The sequence below is a fragment of the Pseudomonas sp. MYb327 genome, assembly GCF_040438925.1.
Lineage (GTDB): Bacteria > Pseudomonadota > Gammaproteobacteria > Pseudomonadales > Pseudomonadaceae > Aquipseudomonas.
The window spans coordinates 2661740-2676573 of sequence record NZ_CP159258.1 but is presented as its reverse complement, the minus strand read 5'-3'; the positions used below and the strand labels follow the sequence as shown (position 1 = coordinate 2676573).

Annotated in this window: 15 protein-coding genes; 6 read left to right on the top strand and 9 right to left on the bottom strand. The window is 56.1% G+C overall.

Annotated elements, in window-relative coordinates; translation table 11 throughout:
* Positions 1 to 36: 36 nt before the first annotated feature.
* Positions 37 to 987, top strand: a complete 951-nt coding sequence (locus ABVN21_RS11990) for a PDR/VanB family oxidoreductase (protein ID WP_339552287.1) — start codon at positions 37 to 39, stop codon at positions 985 to 987.
* A 9-nt stretch (positions 988 to 996) separates the two neighbouring features.
* Here the strand turns inward: ABVN21_RS11990 and ABVN21_RS11985 are convergent, their stop codons facing one another.
* The 4 genes from ABVN21_RS11985 to ABVN21_RS11970 all read right to left on the bottom strand — a co-directional run bounded on the left by ABVN21_RS11985 (position 997) and on the right by ABVN21_RS11970 (position 5848).
* Positions 997 to 1710 carry a GntR family transcriptional regulator gene (locus ABVN21_RS11985; RefSeq protein ID WP_339552286.1) on the bottom strand — a complete coding sequence of 238 codons (714 nt, stop codon included), beginning with the start codon at positions 1708 to 1710 and terminating at the stop codon, positions 997 to 999.
* Between the two features lie 84 nt (positions 1711 to 1794).
* Positions 1795 to 3045 carry an OprD family porin gene (locus ABVN21_RS11980; RefSeq protein ID WP_339552285.1) on the bottom strand — a complete coding sequence of 417 codons (1251 nt, stop codon included), beginning with the start codon at positions 3043 to 3045 and terminating at the stop codon, positions 1795 to 1797.
* A gap of 80 nt (positions 3046 to 3125) precedes the next feature.
* The gene (locus ABVN21_RS11975) at positions 3126 to 4460 is read right to left on the bottom strand and encodes an MFS transporter (RefSeq protein ID WP_339552284.1); all 1335 of its coding nucleotides are present in this window, start codon (positions 4458 to 4460) and stop codon (positions 3126 to 3128) included.
* 518 nt (positions 4461 to 4978) lie between these two features.
* On the bottom strand, positions 4979 to 5848 hold the full coding sequence (locus ABVN21_RS11970; RefSeq protein ID WP_339552283.1) for an NmrA family NAD(P)-binding protein: 870 nt from the start codon (positions 5846 to 5848) through the stop codon (positions 4979 to 4981).
* Positions 5849 to 5963: 115 nt separating this feature from the next.
* Here ABVN21_RS11970 and ABVN21_RS11965 point away from each other — a divergent pair, with 115 nt between their 5' ends.
* Positions 5964 to 6884 (top strand): LysR family transcriptional regulator, encoded by a 921-nt coding sequence (locus ABVN21_RS11965; protein ID WP_339552282.1) that lies wholly within the window; start codon positions 5964 to 5966, stop codon positions 6882 to 6884.
* 190 nt (positions 6885 to 7074) lie between these two features.
* Here ABVN21_RS11965 and ABVN21_RS11960 read toward each other — a convergent pair whose 3' ends face one another.
* The 5 genes from ABVN21_RS11960 to ABVN21_RS11940 all read right to left on the bottom strand — a co-directional run bounded on the left by ABVN21_RS11960 (position 7075) and on the right by ABVN21_RS11940 (position 11535).
* Positions 7075 to 7323: a DUF2790 domain-containing protein gene (locus tag ABVN21_RS11960; RefSeq protein ID WP_339552281.1), complete on the bottom strand. Its 249-nt coding sequence runs from the start codon at positions 7321 to 7323 to the stop codon at positions 7075 to 7077.
* Positions 7324 to 7418: 95 nt separating this feature from the next.
* Positions 7419 to 7886 (bottom strand): cyanase, encoded by a 468-nt coding sequence (gene cynS, locus ABVN21_RS11955; protein ID WP_339552280.1) that lies wholly within the window; start codon positions 7884 to 7886, stop codon positions 7419 to 7421.
* Positions 7887 to 8319: 433 nt separating this feature from the next.
* On the bottom strand, positions 8320 to 8970 hold the full coding sequence (locus ABVN21_RS11950; RefSeq protein WP_339552279.1) for a response regulator transcription factor: 651 nt from the start codon (positions 8968 to 8970) through the stop codon (positions 8320 to 8322).
* A gap of 164 nt (positions 8971 to 9134) precedes the next feature.
* Positions 9135 to 10472: an OprD family outer membrane porin gene (locus tag ABVN21_RS11945; protein ID WP_339552278.1), complete on the bottom strand. Its 1338-nt coding sequence runs from the start codon at positions 10470 to 10472 to the stop codon at positions 9135 to 9137.
* 166 nt (positions 10473 to 10638) lie between these two features.
* Positions 10639 to 11535, bottom strand: coding sequence for an AraC family transcriptional regulator (locus ABVN21_RS11940; RefSeq protein ID WP_339552277.1), 897 nt, complete (start codon positions 11533 to 11535; stop codon positions 10639 to 10641).
* 111 nt (positions 11536 to 11646) lie between these two features.
* Here ABVN21_RS11940 and ABVN21_RS11935 point away from each other — a divergent pair, with 111 nt between their 5' ends.
* The 4 genes from ABVN21_RS11935 (at position 11647) to gorA (ending at position 14607) form a co-directional block, all read left to right on the top strand.
* Positions 11647 to 11988: a carboxymuconolactone decarboxylase family protein gene (locus ABVN21_RS11935; protein ID WP_166620834.1), complete on the top strand. Its 342-nt coding sequence runs from the start codon at positions 11647 to 11649 to the stop codon at positions 11986 to 11988.
* Positions 11989 to 12163: 175 nt separating this feature from the next.
* Positions 12164 to 12739 carry a reactive chlorine resistance membrane protein RclC gene (gene rclC, locus ABVN21_RS11930; protein WP_339552276.1) on the top strand — a complete coding sequence of 192 codons (576 nt, stop codon included), beginning with the start codon at positions 12164 to 12166 and terminating at the stop codon, positions 12737 to 12739.
* 226 nt (positions 12740 to 12965) lie between these two features.
* Complete coding sequence (locus tag ABVN21_RS11925; protein WP_339552275.1) at positions 12966 to 13199, top strand: hypothetical protein; 234 nt, start codon at positions 12966 to 12968, stop codon at positions 13197 to 13199.
* Positions 13200 to 13245: 46 nt separating this feature from the next.
* Positions 13246 to 14607 carry a glutathione-disulfide reductase gene (gene gorA / locus ABVN21_RS11920; RefSeq protein WP_339552274.1) on the top strand — a complete coding sequence of 454 codons (1362 nt, stop codon included), beginning with the start codon at positions 13246 to 13248 and terminating at the stop codon, positions 14605 to 14607.
* The last annotated feature ends 227 nt before the right edge of the window (positions 14608 to 14834 follow it).

Below are 14834 nucleotides of genomic sequence, written 5' to 3'. Positions count from 1 at the left end.
CACGGCCACTGCGGTGGCCGGTCTTGAAGGTGCGCCATGATTGAAGTCGTCGTGACATCCCGCAACAACGAAGCGTTGGATATTTGCAGCTACGAGCTGGCTTGTGCACAAGGAGGGGAGTTGCCCGGCTTCAGTGCCGGCGCCCATATCGACGTGCACTTGCCCGGCGGGCTGATCCGCCAGTACTCGCTGTGCAATCACCCGCAAGAGCGCCATCGCTACCTGATCGGCGTACTCAAGGATGTCGCCTCGCGCGGTGGTTCCCAAAGCCTGCATGAGCAGATCAACAGCGGCGATCGACTGTTCATCAGTGAGCCGCGCAACCTGTTCCCGCTGGTGGCCGAGGGTCGGCGCAGCCTGTTGTTCGCCGGTGGCATCGGCATCACCCCGATCCTGTGCATGGCCGAGCACCTGGCCCACAATGGTGCCGATTTCGAGCTGCACTACTGCGCTCGTTCCAGTGAGCGCGCAGCGTTTGTCGAGCGACTCAAAGGGGCATCCTTTGCCGATCACGTGCACCTGCATTTCGATGAAGAGGCCGATTCACGCCTGGATGCCGCCAAGGTCCTGGCCCATCCGCAACCTGACGTGCACCTGTACGTCTGCGGTCCTTCAGGTTTCATGCAGCATGTGCTCGACAGCGCCAAGGCCCAGGGCTGGAGCGACGAGCAATTGCACCGTGAATACTTCGCCGCGGCGCCGGTGGATACCAGTGCCGACGGGTCGTTCCAGGTCAAGCTGGGCAGCAGCGGGCAGGTGTTCGACATTCCGGCCGACAAGACGGTGGTCCAGGTGCTGGAAAGCCACGGCGTCGAGATTGCGCTTTCCTGTGAGCAGGGCATCTGCGGGACCTGCCTGACCCGTGTGCTGGAAGGGGTGCCGGAGCACCGTGACCTGTTCCTCACCGAAGAAGAGCAAGCGGCCAACGATCAGTTCACGCCCTGCTGCTCACGGGCCAAGTCCAAGCTGTTGGTGCTGGATCTCTGAACCGGCCGATCACTCGCCGCGGGCGATCACTTTCATCCGGTCGCCGTTGCCGATCGCACCGAATACCTCGGCGTAGCGCAGTGTCGCATTGGCGTGTTCGCGCATGATGGCCTCAGCGCGTGCGCCCTGGCGGCTGACCAGCGCGTCGAAGACCGAGTGGTGTTGCATGTGAGCGAAGTTGAAGCGCCGGTATTCGCGCGCCATGTCCTGGCGATCGATCGCCAGCGCCGACACTGAAGCGAAGGGGCGATGATCGTTGCGCGCCAGGGCTTCGGCAATCGCCGGGTTGGCGCTGCTGTCGACGATCACCTGGTGAAAACGCATGTTGAGGTCATGGAACGCCTCGAGGTCTTCTTCCGTCACGTAACCTTTGTCGAACAGTGCATCGCCTTGCACCAAGCATTCGCGCAGCGCCACCTGTGCTTGCTCACTCAAGCCGCGTTCGGCGCTCTGCCGCGCAGCGAGACCCTCCAGCACACCACGCACCTCCACGGCGCCAGCGATATCGTCGGCACTCACCGAGCGCACTTGATAGCCCCGGCCACCATGGCGTACCAGCAAACCTTCTTGTTCCAGGGTGAGGAAGGCCATGCGCACCGGCATGCGCGAGACGCCGAAGCGTTCCGCCGTCGGGATCTCCATCAGCCGCTCACCGGCCGCCAGTTCGCCCGAGGCAATCATTTTGCGCAGTGCGACCAGCACCATTTGACCCGGTTTGCTCATGCAGGCGACTTCCAGAGGGGAGGGCGCCATAGTACCGCAAGGGAAGAGGAGATGCAGGGGCGACAAGCGCCCCGTGCGGGAGGACTAGAGTGACAGGGGGTAGCTGACGATCACCCGGGTCTGATCGAAGTCGCTGTTGAAGCTGCGACGGTTGGTGGCGTTGTTGACCCGCACGCTGAGGTTTTTCAGTGGGCCGCTTTGCAGGGTGTAGCTGACTTCGGTGTCACGTTCCCATTCCTTGCCATTGCTGCCGGCCTTGGTGGTGGCGTTGTCGCCGTGACCATAGCGGGTCATCAGCAGCAGACCGGGAATGCCGACGGCGACGAAGTTGTAGTCATAACGCGCCTGCCAGGAGCGCTCGTCGGCGTTACTGAAGTTGCCGTTGAACATGTCGTTGCCCAGGGTCCGCCCACTGCTGCCATACACCGACATCCAGCCAGTATCGCCGCTGACCTTTTGCAGCCCCAGGTACAGGGTATGGCCACCCAGGTTGGCAGAGAACAGTCCGTAGGCGGTATGGCTTTGCACATGGCCGATCAGGGCGCTGCCATCATCCTTGTCGATGAAATAACCCAGGTTCGCGCCCAGGTTCCAGTCACCGAGCTTCTGTTTGTGTAGAAGGTTCAGGTAGCTTTGCTGATAGATGTCTTCGAGCTGCGAGTGCCAGGCGCCGATCAGGGTCTGTTGCTCGTTGAAGCGGTATTCGGCGCCCGCATAGTTGAAACCGTCCGACATGACGGTGGGCGCAGCCCAGGCCGAGAGGTCTTGCATGTCCGAGGAATTGCGCAGACTCACCGAGGTGTATTGACCGCCCTGAAGGCTCAGGCCGGGAAGCTCTCGGGACACCAGCATGGCGCCCTGGAAGGTCTGTGGCAGCAGGCGACCGTCGTCGTAGCGCAGCAGCGGAATATCCGGCATGAGCTCGCCGAGCATCAGCTCGGTGGCGGAAATACGCATTTTTGCCGCCAGCCCCGCGCGTCCGTAGTCGTCGGCGGAGCGACCATCGTCGTGCACCGGCAGCAGCTCCGAACCGCTGCGTTGCGGGCCGCTGTCGAGCTTGACGCCCAGCATCGCGATACCGTCAAGGCCAAAGCCGACAACGCCTGGGGTATAACCGGAGCTGAACTTGAGAATCGCGCCCTGAGCCCATTCTTCTATCTTGCTCTTGCTGGCGCCGGGATCGTTGAAGTCACGATTGAAATAGTAGTTCCGCAGGGTCAGGCTGGTCTTGGAATCTTCGAAAAAACCGTTGCTTTCAGCGTACGCCGAAGGCATCAGGGCAAACGCTATTGCACCGCCGAGCAGAGCCCGGGGAGGGAGAGGAAAGTAAGTCATTATTGTTGTTTTCCTGGAAGTTGTTGTCAGTAGCGAGGGCGGGCATCGCTACTGTTTTGCGCGGCTCAGATCTGCATGGCTCAGGCCTGGATAGGCTCGGCACCTGGTTGTGTCTGGGCCTTGGGCCGCAGTTGCAGCAACACGGCGGCGGCAATCACGAAGACCACGGCAAACACCCCATACAGGTGCAATGGCTGCCAACCGCTGTCGAGCAATAGACCGGCAACCGTAGGCGACAGGATCGCGCCGATGCGCCCGATACCGATGCCCCAACCAACCCCCGTGGTACGCACAGAAGCGTCGTAGACAATCGGCGACAGCGCGTACAAACCAGCCACGCAACCGTTGGCGAACAGGCCGATCAACAGGCCCAGGCCGAGTGCCATGGATACTGATGAAGCGGAGCCGACGAACAGCACCAGCAAGCCCGCGGTAATGAGCATGAACAGCGACAGCACCCGGGGCAGCCGCCAGCGCGAGGCCAGGCCGCCAATCAGCGCGGCGCCGAAGATGCCGCCTACGCTCAGCAGCACGCCGCCGCTGATGCCTTGCTGTGCCGATAGCCCGGCCGAGACCAGCAGCTTCGGCGTCCAGCTCATCACGAAGTAGAAGCCGAACATCACCAGGAAGAACAGCAGCCAGATCAGCAGGGTGGTGCGCCGCGAATCCGGCGAGAGCAACTGTGCCAGGCGGCCACGGCCTGAAGTTGGCGCTGATGTGGCGACGGGCAGTTCACGCAGTGCCGGCTGGCCGAGGCGGGCGGCCAGGCGATTGATGCGTGCCAAGGCATTTGCGGGGCGACGGGCGATCAGGAAGTCCAGCGATTCAGGTAGGTACAGCAGCACCAGAGGGATCACCGCCAGGGTCACGGCGCCACCGAAGAGGAACACCGAACGCCAGCCAAAGTGCGTCAGCAGCCACACCGACAATAGCCCGCCCAGGGTCGCACCCAAGGCATAACCGGTGGACTGCAGGCTCACCGCCAGCCCGCGCCAGCGCTTGTTGGCATATTCACTGGCAATCACGTTGCTGCTGGCCAGGATTCCGCCGATCCCCAGGCCGGTGAAGCCACGCAGCAGCGCCAGTTGCAGTGGCGTCTGGCTCAGGGCCGACAACAGCATGCCGGCCCCCGAGAGCAGCAGGCAAAACAGGATCAATGGCCGACGTCCATAACGATCCGCCCACGGCGCAATGAACAAAGAGCCTGCCGCCATGCCGAACAATCCGGCACTCAACAGCAACCCGATCTGCGCGCCGTTCAAGCCCCATTCGGCAGACACCGAGGCGGCCGTGAAGGCCATCACCAGCACGTCGAACCCATCGATCATGTTCAGGACAATACAGATACCCACGGCCAGCCATTGGAAGCGCGCCATGGAACGCTCATCTACCACGCTCTTCAGATCGACACTCATGGCTGCACCTCGAGAAGAGGCTGCGTAACGGCAAAGCGAGAAAGGCATACGAAGCTGGGTGTAAGCCGAAGCTTGAACCCGATTGAGAACTCATTCATCCCGACACCCTTGTTATTTTTATGAGCGGGCAGGCGCTGTACCTGACACCGTGCAGTGCCAGTCAATCAATTTATGGATCCATTGAAAAGTGGGTTAATTGATTGCTTGCCTTTATGTTTTCGGAATTTCATATAAAAACGTTAAAAATCATATAGTTAAATATAATAATAAATCGTTCGATTATCGGACGTTACGCATAGTTCTTGGTAAAGGATCCAATGCGCAAGGGGAGTCTATTTTGCAAAGGGCCAGGCAGCGATCGAGTTTGGCTGTCCTGATCAACCGCCGAATTCCAGAGAACCCATTTACTCTGATGCCTGATAGTGAGTTGAGGCGGCTGTTTACCAGCCTCAACTCGAAGCATCCCGGCAAGGCGCCAAGGGACCTGAACGGCATGGGAAGAAACGGAGAACAAATACTTACAGAGAGAAAGCCGCCCTGAGAATGCCCTCAAGATCTTTCGGCTTGCGTCCCAACAGTTTTTCAAGCGTAGAACTGCTCTGGTCGAAAGCGCCTTTATCGATGGCATTACCCCAGCCGCTGAGGAATTTTGCGACCGAGGTTGGCCAGCCTTGAGCCTCTCGAGCGGCGATGAATGCTTGAACGGAAATGGGTTGGTAATCCACCGGCTTGCCCGTCAGTCTCGCCAATCCGTCAGCGATCTCGTGGAAAGACCACGTCTGTCCCGCATTCAGCAAGCAAGTGCGATTTTCATATCCTGTTTGAGTTAACAGCGCGGCACCGGCTTCTGCCAGTTCGGCAAAAGTGGCGAAGCTGGCTCGACCTTGACCAGTTGGGGAGCTGAAGCCTTCATTTGCCGCATTGGCACCGATGAGGAAGGGCAAATCGTTGGCGTATAGCGGATGTTGAACAATCGTGTACGTGAGGCCCGACTTCTCAAGCAATCGCTCGGTAGCTATATCACTTTCCGTCACTCCTTCAATAGGTGCCAGCTCATCGTTGATCCGTTGAATACTGGTGTAAACCACATGTCGAACACCCGCGCGGCCTGCAGCAATGATCACGTTTTTATGTTGGGCAAGACGATCACTGAACGCTACGGCTGACACCAAGTAGACCTTTTCTACGCCTTCGAACGCCGCCACCAGCGAATCGTAATCGGTGTAGTCCCCTTGGCGCACTTCTAAACCTAATGCAGCCAGAGGCCCCGCCTTTTCAATATCACGTGCCATCGCCACAACGTCTGATGCTGGGATTTTTTGAACCAGTGAACGCAAGACAGCATTGCCCAATCTGCCTGTCGCGCCAGTAACGAGAATTTTCGCCATGATGTTTTGCTTTCCAATCTTAATAACCGGTAGGAAGCCCATCATGACCAAAGCATCAAGGATTAATTAGTCGTCAATAGGTAGAATCAGCTTCAACCAGAAGTTGGAGATGAGCATGGAAACCTTGGGTAATCTTGAATCCTTCGTCCGGGCCGCGGAAGCCAGCAGTTTTTCCGAAGCCGCACGGCGGATGGGGGTTTCCTCCGCTGCCGTGAGCAAGAACGTTGCGCGGCTTGAAGCCAATCTGGGGGCGCGGTTGTTTCACCGCAGCACCCGTAGTCTCACTCTCACCGAGGCGGGTGAGATGTTCTACCAACAGGTTGCAGAAGGTCTGGAAACCATTCAGGGGGCCATCAACCAAATAGGCGAAGCCCGAGAAGTCCCCGCCGGGCGATTGCGGGTAAATTTGTCACCGTCTTTGGCTTACGATTATGTATTGCCATTGCTCAAGACCTTCAAGCAGCGTTACCCCGCAGTGGTGCCGGATTGGCATTTAGAAATCCGCCGTGTGGATTTGATCGGTGAAGGTTTTGACGTCGCTATCGGTGGTGGCATGGAATTATCGCCTGGCGTTGTGGCACGAGAACTGGCCAAACTTCATCTCGTGGCTGTCGCGGCTCCGTCATGGCTGGATGGCAAGCCGTTACCCACTACACCCAGCGATTTGCAGGGAGTTGATGGCATCGTAATGCGTTCGACCAACTCAGGGCGTTTGCTGAACTGGACGCTTCGTGATTCTGGGGAAGGGCGGTACGACATCAATTTAAAACCAGCGGCCATCATGAACGACCCAGAAGCGCTGTGTAGCTGTGCTGTGATGGGGCTAGGCGTCGCGCTGCTACCTTTGGATCGCGCTTGGCCTCGCTTGCAACGTGGTGAGCTGGTTCGATTGTTACCCGACTGGTATGTGGATCTAGGCGTGGTTTCGGTTTACTACTCTTCCAAAAAATCTTTGCCGGTCAAAACACGGGTGTTCGTCGATTTTCTGTTGGAGCATTTTCAAGAATCACTCTGCCAACACTTCCGTGCCGATTGACCTTTACAGCAACTGAGCCAGCATGATGTCCGCTACACCCCGCAGGCCGCTCCCAGTAATAACGAAAGTGGCGTTGCGCTGTTTGTCAGCGTGGCGCAAGTCGCGCTGGCTCTGCGTGAAATGGTCGAGTTTTTGCGTTGATATTTCGATTGCCTTTTGCGTTGTCGAAATTTCGTGGCTGGATTAAAACTTAATTAGTGCAGCCGGTGCCGATGACACGGAATTCCAAAATGTGTACTTCGCCGCGGGAGTCGTTGTATGTCATTCGAACGGGTGTGGGCCCGCAGACATCTGCTGCCGGTGATATTTCGATTACGTGAGCAACGTCTAACGGCATTCCATATTTATAAATGTCGACTGTAGAAGCGGCGTTAGCTTCCTGCGTGTATGTAGATAAAGCGGCAGTAACGGACAAGACAAAGAACAGGAATTTTTTCATGATAATTATCTCCAGTTTAACAAGCGCTAAATCGTTAATTTTGAGCGACTTTTAGTTGGTCACACGGACCACAGCCCGTTATGCCTGTTGGACCGTCAGAAAGGACGCAGCGGCAGGAACTTGCCGTCGAGCGTAATCACCGCACGGTGGCCACCCTCCGGGTCTGCAACTTTCTGCATGTTCAGTTTGAAGTTTATTGCGCTAATAATGCCGTCGCCGAACTGCTCGTGAACCAGAGCTTTGAGCGTGGTTCCGTAGATCTGGATCATCTCGTAGAAACGGTAGATGGTCGGATCACTTGGGATACCTGACAAACTTCCGCGCAGTGGAATGATTTGCAGCAAAGCCACGCTCTCGGAGTTCAGACCCAGTTTGTCGCCGATAATCCTGGCTGCGTCAGTTGGTAAAGGTTGTTGACCGAGGAGGGCGGCGGTCACGTATGCCAGGCCCAACCCTGTACCGTCCGCAAGGTCCTGCCATGACAGATTTCTGCTGGCTTTGGCCTGCAGGATTTCGGTCGTCAATGCAATGCTCACTTCGTTATTTATGTGGGACTGTTTCATGGGATTTCTCCAATGGAGTTAATCTAACTGATGACGTCAATTAGTAACGTATTAGTTTTTGCGAATATCGTTAAAACTGTTGGTAACGGGCGAACCTCTATTTGTAATTGTTTTCGAAGTCGGTGCTTTAGTCTCTAATATCTACGGGTCAGTGTTTTCGTTTGCTTGAATACAGAATATGACTTCGGGCGCGAATAAGCACTTGGACCTAAGATCGAATTGTTTAGCGCGTGAGTCGTAGTGACCAATACTGAAGTATTAGTTCTGGGTATGAGGAGTCAGATTTTTGAATCGTGCTGAGATATTTACTGACGTTTCAATAAGAAAATTTAGTGCGATGCCTTGGAGTGGTAGGAGGGGGACGATGGGCAGATACGGATGGGCACCCGCGTGGCACTCCAAAAGGACTCAAATACCTGCGCATGGAATTGACTCAGTGCTTCCCTCCTATCCCTAACGATTCAGCCATTCGGACCAGATCAGCAAACGTTTTTGCCTGCATTTTCTTCATCGCGTTACCACGGTGAATTTTGACAGTGACTTCACTGATAGAGATCTCGCTGGCGATCTGTTTGTTCATCAGGCCCTTCACGGCATAGGCCATGACTTCGCGTTCCCGAGCAGTCAGGGACTGATAACAAGCATGCAATCCGGCATCCCCCTTGGCCAGTTCACGGCGCTTTTCATCTGTCCTGAGTGCGGCCGATACCGCGTCCAGGAGGTCTTGGTCGCGGAAAGGTTTGACCAGGAAGTCCAGGGCGCCGGCCTTCATTGCTTTAACAGACATCGCGATGTCGCCATGCCCGGATATGAAAATGATGGGTAATTTATTCGCTGCCTCGCGCAATTCGCGCTGGAAGTCCAGGCCACTGGAACCTTGCAGGCGGACATCCAGAACCAGGCAGCACGGGGCTTGTGGGTCGGGGCGCCGAATGAATTCGGTCGCGGAGGCGAACGTCTCCACCCGTACATCCATCGAACGGAAAAGACTGCTTAATGCGATGCGCACGGACTCGTCATCATCAACGACAAAGACGATTGGCCCATTATCAAGAGGCGAATCTGAGAGAGAATCTTGACTCACATGCGCTCCTCCCCGGTAGGTAACGACAAGTGGAAAACGGCGGAATTTTCTGCTTCAACGTCATCGCAGTAATGTTGTAGGTCTAGCACAATACTGTTGCAACGGCGGTGCGAAGAAGCCTGCGGCCGGGAAGGTTTGGTTGAAGATCGTGTACATCAAGCGACCTACAAGGAGTGGCTGTAGTTGAAAATCAGGCGGGTCTGATCCTGATTTGCAACCGCAGCGTTGTCACTGCGATAGGTGCCATGACGCAAGGTTGTCCCAAAGCCTCTCAACAGCCCATCCTGGATGACGTAATCCACCCTCATGTCACGCTCCCATTCCGAAAGATCGCCTCCACCGTTTACATCTTTGATGTTGTCGCCTTTGAGATAGGCGACCGACGCTTTCAGCCCAGGCAAATTCAGTTTTGAGAAGTCATAGGAGTACTGACCAAAATTGGTTTGCTCACCGGCCCGGGAAAAGTTGCCGACAATGGCATCGGTAAACAGATAGAACGCCGTACCGCCGTTGCCCTCCGGTCGATTCCGTCCGTCCACCACGTTGCCCTGGTTGAGCCATACAAAACCTCCGTCGTCGCTGACACTTTCGTGGCCCAGCATGAACGCATGACCTCCAAGACTGTAGGTGAACATGGCACTCCAGGTCTTGTTATCCACTTCTCCAGGTGTTTTGGCATAACCTCCGTTGTTATTAAAACGATATCCAACCTCGCCATTTTTTCCGTCCGAGCTACTGTCGAAGTAGCGCAGATCGGTCTTGAATGACTGTTCATTGCCTAACGGAAGTACGTGGACCAGACCAAGGAAGTCCTGCTTGTAATAGTTCTCAAGTCTGGCGAAGTAGTACTGAAGCATCAGATCCTTGGTTACTTTCCAGTCACCGCCTGCGAAGCGAAAGTCGTTTGAATCCTTCGTGCCGCCTGCAACTGCCAGCCCGGTAGAGTTGCTTGTAGCTCTACCGGAGGACTGATCAATTTTACCCGCGGTGAGCGTAAGGTCGTCGATTTCCTTGGACGTGATGATGCCGCCGCCGAAGTTTTGAATAACCAATCGCGAATCCGTGGCAACGAGTATCGGCAGGCTGGGCGTTAATACATTACCGACGGCAACCTCGGTTTTTGATAAGCGTGCTTTAACATTGGCACCCGCTCTGCTCCAGGAATGGGAGGCGGAGCCGTCTGTATCGCTGGGGAAGAATGTGTTGGCGTCAGGATGATGGCCTTTACCACCATCCAAATGAATGGCGACCAGCGATGACACGTCGAGGCCAAAGCCGACTGTGCCTTCAGTAAAACCCGAGACAAACCCGAACTTGAGCGCAGTTGCCGCTTCGCGCTGGTCGGCTCCGCCTTCGTGGTTGTCATTGGCGTAGTACATGGAGCGTGAACTGATGGTTGCCTGACTGTCCTCGAAGAACCCATGCGCTTTGGTGTCTGCGGCATTGGCCCCGAACGGCACGCTCGCGAGCATGATCGCGGCGGGCAAAGTTTTTCTGTTCATCAAAGCACCTGAGTCGTCGGCGCTGATTGAAAACTTATCCGCTCTGCCGTAGTGAACATGACACGGGACGGATGGCCGTTTTTTTGGCAAGTCTGAAAAGCGTAGCAGTTCAAATGACAGGGCAGTGCCGAGCCTGCTCACATGCAGACGAATCACGTCAAAAAGTCTAAATTTCGCGACGCAGCTTCCCCGGCGCCTCCCCGTAAAACTCCTTGAATTTTTTGCTGAAGGCCGATTGCGACTGGTACCCAACCTGCACGGCAATATCGCTCAACCCTAGATGGGAGCGGCTCAGCAGGTTGAACGCCAATTCCATGCGGATCTGAGTCAGCAGCACCCAGGGCGATGCGCCAGCCACACGTGCAAAGGCACGCAGAAAAGTTGCGCGAGACATGCTCGCCATTTCTGCCAGACCTTCAACGGTCCACTCGAATGCAGGGTCGGCCAGCATGGCTTGCCAGGCGCGTCCGAGGCGTTTATCGCTGAGCAGGGCCAAGGAGCCGGTGGTCTGGCCATCGCTTGCCAGGTGTGCTCGCAGGATCAAGGTGAACAACGCCTGAGATAGTGCGTCGAGCATGAATCTGGAGCAGACCTGGTCGCCGTCCGCTTCACCGCGCAGCATGTCCACCAGCGCAGGCAATTGCCCGTTGGCGGTGGGCGGGATGACCACAAACTCAGGCAGCGCTGAAAACAGTAGTGAAGTGCGATTGAAGTGAAACCCGCCACAAAGCATATCGAAATCGCGACTTGCCCCGCCGATACGATGCATCGGCACAACACCACCTCCGGTGACTGTCGGCACGGTCGGCGCTACCGTTTTACCGGGACTGTGCATCACATGCGGCGCGCCTCGTGGCAGCAGCAAAATGTCCCCGGCCTTCATGGGAACGCGCTGGCCATCAGGAAAATCTACCCGGCACTCTCCCGCCAGCACGATGTGATAGGGCGCCTTGCCCAGGGCCTCTTGCTCATGCTCGCGCGCCCATTCCCCCTCGAATTGGCAGCGCAAATCCAGGCTACCGCGAACATTGGCCAAGCTGATGAGTTTATCGATTGAGTTCATTTTGAGTTTTTCGCAATAAAAGCTGAGCCGATTGAACAAACCTGAATCGCGTCACTGGAGAAAACTGAGTGGGTCGAAACAGTACCCTCAACCTGTACAGGAATTAACGCTATGTTCAATAACTGGTCCGAATTATTGCCCACCATCCAGAAAGCCTTCGGCGCATTGGGCAAGAGCAACCCTAAGATGGTCAAAGCCTACATGGCTCTCGGTGAAGCCGCTGCCGAAAACGATGTCCTGGACGTCAAGACACGGGAATTGATCTCGATCGCCGTCGCCGTCACGACGCGTTGCGACGGTTGTATCGCGGCCCACACGAACGCAGCGATCAAGGCTGGCGCAAGCCGGGAAGAAGTGGCAGCAACCCTGGCCACGGCTATCTCGATGAACGCGGGTGCTGCGTATATCTATTCGCTGCGCACGCTTGAAGCATTCGATACGTTGAAAAACTAGTCCGACCTAACGTTTAACCGCAGCCCCGGCACTGCAAAGTGCCGGGGCTTTTTTACGTCATTGAAACGTGGAGGTCACGTTGAGACGATCAAGCATCAACTTGAGCATGATGAACAAAAGCACCGTTCGCTGAACCCGCAGACTAGCTCCACATTCAATGTTCTGGAGAAGTCTCATGCTCACCTCATTTACAACTTGGCTGCGGTTCCTCAGCAAAGTGGATACCTTTGGCGCTTCGCTCATGCGACTGGCAATTGGCATCGTTTTCCTGTGGATCGGCGCACTTAAATTCGTCCCTTACGAGGCCGATAGCATCACACCGTTTGTCGCCAACAGCCCCGTCATGTCGTTCTTCTACGAACACCCGCAAGAGTACAAGGCTCACCTGACACATGAAGGCGAACTGAACGCGGACAAGCGCGCCTGGCAGACAGCCAACAACACCTACGGGTTCTCGACCGGCCTGGGCATTGTCGAACTCCTGATTGGCTTATTGGTGCTGTCCAACCCCATCTCACGACGCACCGGCTTACTCGGTGGTGCATTGGCCTTCGGCACGCCACTGGTAACGTTGAGCTTTCTGATCACCACACCAGAAGCGTGGGTGGGAGCTTTGGGCGACGCTCAACACGGGTTTCCTTACCTGTCCGGTGGCGGTCGTCTGGTGCTCAAAGACGTATTGATGCTTGCCGGCTCACTTACCGTAATGGCGGACTCCGCTCGGCAAATACTTCGCGAACGTCGCGTTTAATCGGCACTTGGCTTTGGAATTCGAGGCTGTCAATGACCGCGGCCAATGACGCTGATGCGCGCCTGATCAGCAAGGGCAGCGCAACACCCCGCTGGATTATTTCACGCAGCACAATTAAGTCATGACATACCTGCTGGTTCTCTTATTACCCATAGATGGTGAGACAGACCCCAGAAGCAATTTACCCATTTCGGGTTGATGCAGTGTCCATCCAAGGAGTTCTCACATGATTGATGTCACTCATTCCTGCGACGGTAATCCTTGGTTGGATACTCCAGCCATGACCCAAACCGAATACGAAGGCGGTTTTTTGCTGCCCCAATTGATGGGCGCGCTGGCCAGTGAATCCAGAGCGGCTCCTGTCATGCACAGATCAAGCACGCATGAGAAAAAGGCTTCGGTTCTGAAATTGTGCGCGCCGATCCTGCGTGCATTGAAACTTCGTTTTTCTCCCCTTTAACGACATTCGACAGCACATGTGTTGTGCGATCTTGCAGAGAATTGAGATGACCTACGACTTTGATTTATTTGTGATTGGTGCAGGTTCCGGCGGTGTGAGGGCAGCGCGTTTTGCCGCAGGCTTCGGCGCGAAAGTGGCGGTTGCCGAGAGTCGCTACCTCGGTGGCACCTGCGTCAACGTTGGCTGTGTGCCGAAGAAACTGCTGGTCTACGGCTCCCATTTTGCCGACGACTTCGAACAGGCCGAAGGCTTTGGCTGGACTGCCGGCAAGGCCCAATTCGACTGGGAAAAATTGATCTCCAATAAAAACCGTGAGATCGAACGACTCAACGGCATTTACCGCAAATTGCTGATCAATAGCGGCGTGACCTTGCTCGAAGGTCATGCACGGCTGAGCGATGCCCATCATGTCGAAATCAACGGCCAGCGCTACAGCGCTGAACGCATCCTGATTGCCACCGGCGGCTGGCCACAGATTCCGGATATCCCGGGTCGGGAGCACGCCATCACATCCAACGAAGCTTTCTTTCTCAAGCAGTTACCCAAGCGTGTACTGGTGGTGGGCGGTGGCTACATCGCCGTGGAATTCGCCGGGATTTTCAATGGACTCGGCGCCGACACCAGCCTTCTGTATCGCGGTGACCTGTTCTTGCGCGGGTTCGATAAATCGGTACGCACGCACTTGGTGCAAGAGCTGACGAAACGCGGTCTGCAATTGCAGTTCAACACCGATATTGTGCAAATCGACAAACAGGCGGACGGCAGTCTGCTGGCGACGCTCAACGACGGTCGTCAGTTGGAGACCGACAGCATTTTCTACGCCACGGGCCGTCGGCCAATGCTCGACAATCTGGGCCTGGAGAACACCCGTGTCGCACTCAATGACAAGGGTTACATCGACGTCAACGACAACTTCGAAACCCGGGAGCCATCGATCCTGGCGTTGGGTGATGTGATCGGCCGAGTACAGTTGACCCCGGTCGCCACGGCAGAAGGCATGGCGGTCGCGCGTCGCCTGTTCAAACCAGAGCAATATCGCCCAGTGGACTACCGTCATATCCCCACCGCGGTGTTCAGCCAGCCGAGCATCGGCACCGTCGGACTGACGGAGGAGCAAGCGCTGGAACATGGCCACAAAGTGGTGGTTTTCGAGAGCCGATTCAAACCGATGAAGTTGACGCTGACCGAGTCATCCGAGCAGACGCTGATGAAGCTGGTGGTGGATGCGGTGACTGATCGGGTCTTAGGTGCGCACATGGTGGGCCCCGACGCTGGAGACATCATTCAAGGGCTGGCAATCGCTCTGAAAGCGGGCGCCACCAAGCGCTTGTTCGATGAAACCATCGGCGTGCATCCGACGTCGGCAGAAGAATTTGTGACCCTGCGTACACCGGTCTCTGGCAGATAACGGCAGACGGCACTCCAGTACGTTTTTCAAGGCCGTCAACCTGCACATCTCTGTTGGAGAGGCGAAAGGACATAATCGATGGACAGGCTCACCTTCAGCTCGCAACGGCTAGCGGCTGGTAACCAGAATGTGCAACTGCTCAGTTTCAGCAGACAGCTTTTCTGCGAGGTAATCCGCGTTGGGCATACGAAGTGCTCGTCCGGGGTATGACGTTCACGGGTAAACAT

Excerpts from the sequence above, each read along its gene's own strand:
- ABVN21_RS11990 (WP_339552287.1), top strand. The coding sequence starts at position 37 with ATGATTGAAGTCGTCGTGACATCCCGCAACAACGAAGCGTTGGATATT.
- ABVN21_RS11985 (WP_339552286.1), bottom strand. The coding sequence starts at position 1,710 with ATGAGCAAACCGGGTCAAATGGTGCTGGTCGCACTGCGCAAAATGATT.
- ABVN21_RS11980 (WP_339552285.1), bottom strand. The coding sequence starts at position 3,045 with ATGACTTACTTTCCTCTCCCTCCCCGGGCTCTGCTCGGCGGTGCAATA.
- ABVN21_RS11975 (WP_339552284.1), bottom strand. The coding sequence starts at position 4,460 with ATGAGTGTCGATCTGAAGAGCGTGGTAGATGAGCGTTCCATGGCGCGC.
- ABVN21_RS11970 (WP_339552283.1), bottom strand. The coding sequence starts at position 5,848 with ATGGCGAAAATTCTCGTTACTGGCGCGACAGGCAGATTGGGCAATGCT.
- ABVN21_RS11965 (WP_339552282.1), top strand. The coding sequence starts at position 5,964 with ATGGAAACCTTGGGTAATCTTGAATCCTTCGTCCGGGCCGCGGAAGCC.
- ABVN21_RS11960 (WP_339552281.1), bottom strand. The coding sequence starts at position 7,323 with ATGAAAAAATTCCTGTTCTTTGTCTTGTCCGTTACTGCCGCTTTATCT.
- cynS (WP_339552280.1), bottom strand. The coding sequence starts at position 7,886 with ATGAAACAGTCCCACATAAATAACGAAGTGAGCATTGCATTGACGACC.
- ABVN21_RS11945 (WP_339552278.1), bottom strand. The coding sequence starts at position 10,472 with ATGAACAGAAAAACTTTGCCCGCCGCGATCATGCTCGCGAGCGTGCCG.
- ABVN21_RS11940 (WP_339552277.1), bottom strand. The coding sequence starts at position 11,535 with ATGAACTCAATCGATAAACTCATCAGCTTGGCCAATGTTCGCGGTAGC.
- ABVN21_RS11935 (WP_166620834.1), top strand. The coding sequence starts at position 11,647 with ATGTTCAATAACTGGTCCGAATTATTGCCCACCATCCAGAAAGCCTTC.
- rclC (WP_339552276.1), top strand. The coding sequence starts at position 12,164 with ATGCTCACCTCATTTACAACTTGGCTGCGGTTCCTCAGCAAAGTGGAT.
- ABVN21_RS11925 (WP_339552275.1), top strand. The coding sequence starts at position 12,966 with ATGATTGATGTCACTCATTCCTGCGACGGTAATCCTTGGTTGGATACT.
- gorA (WP_339552274.1), top strand. The coding sequence starts at position 13,246 with ATGACCTACGACTTTGATTTATTTGTGATTGGTGCAGGTTCCGGCGGT.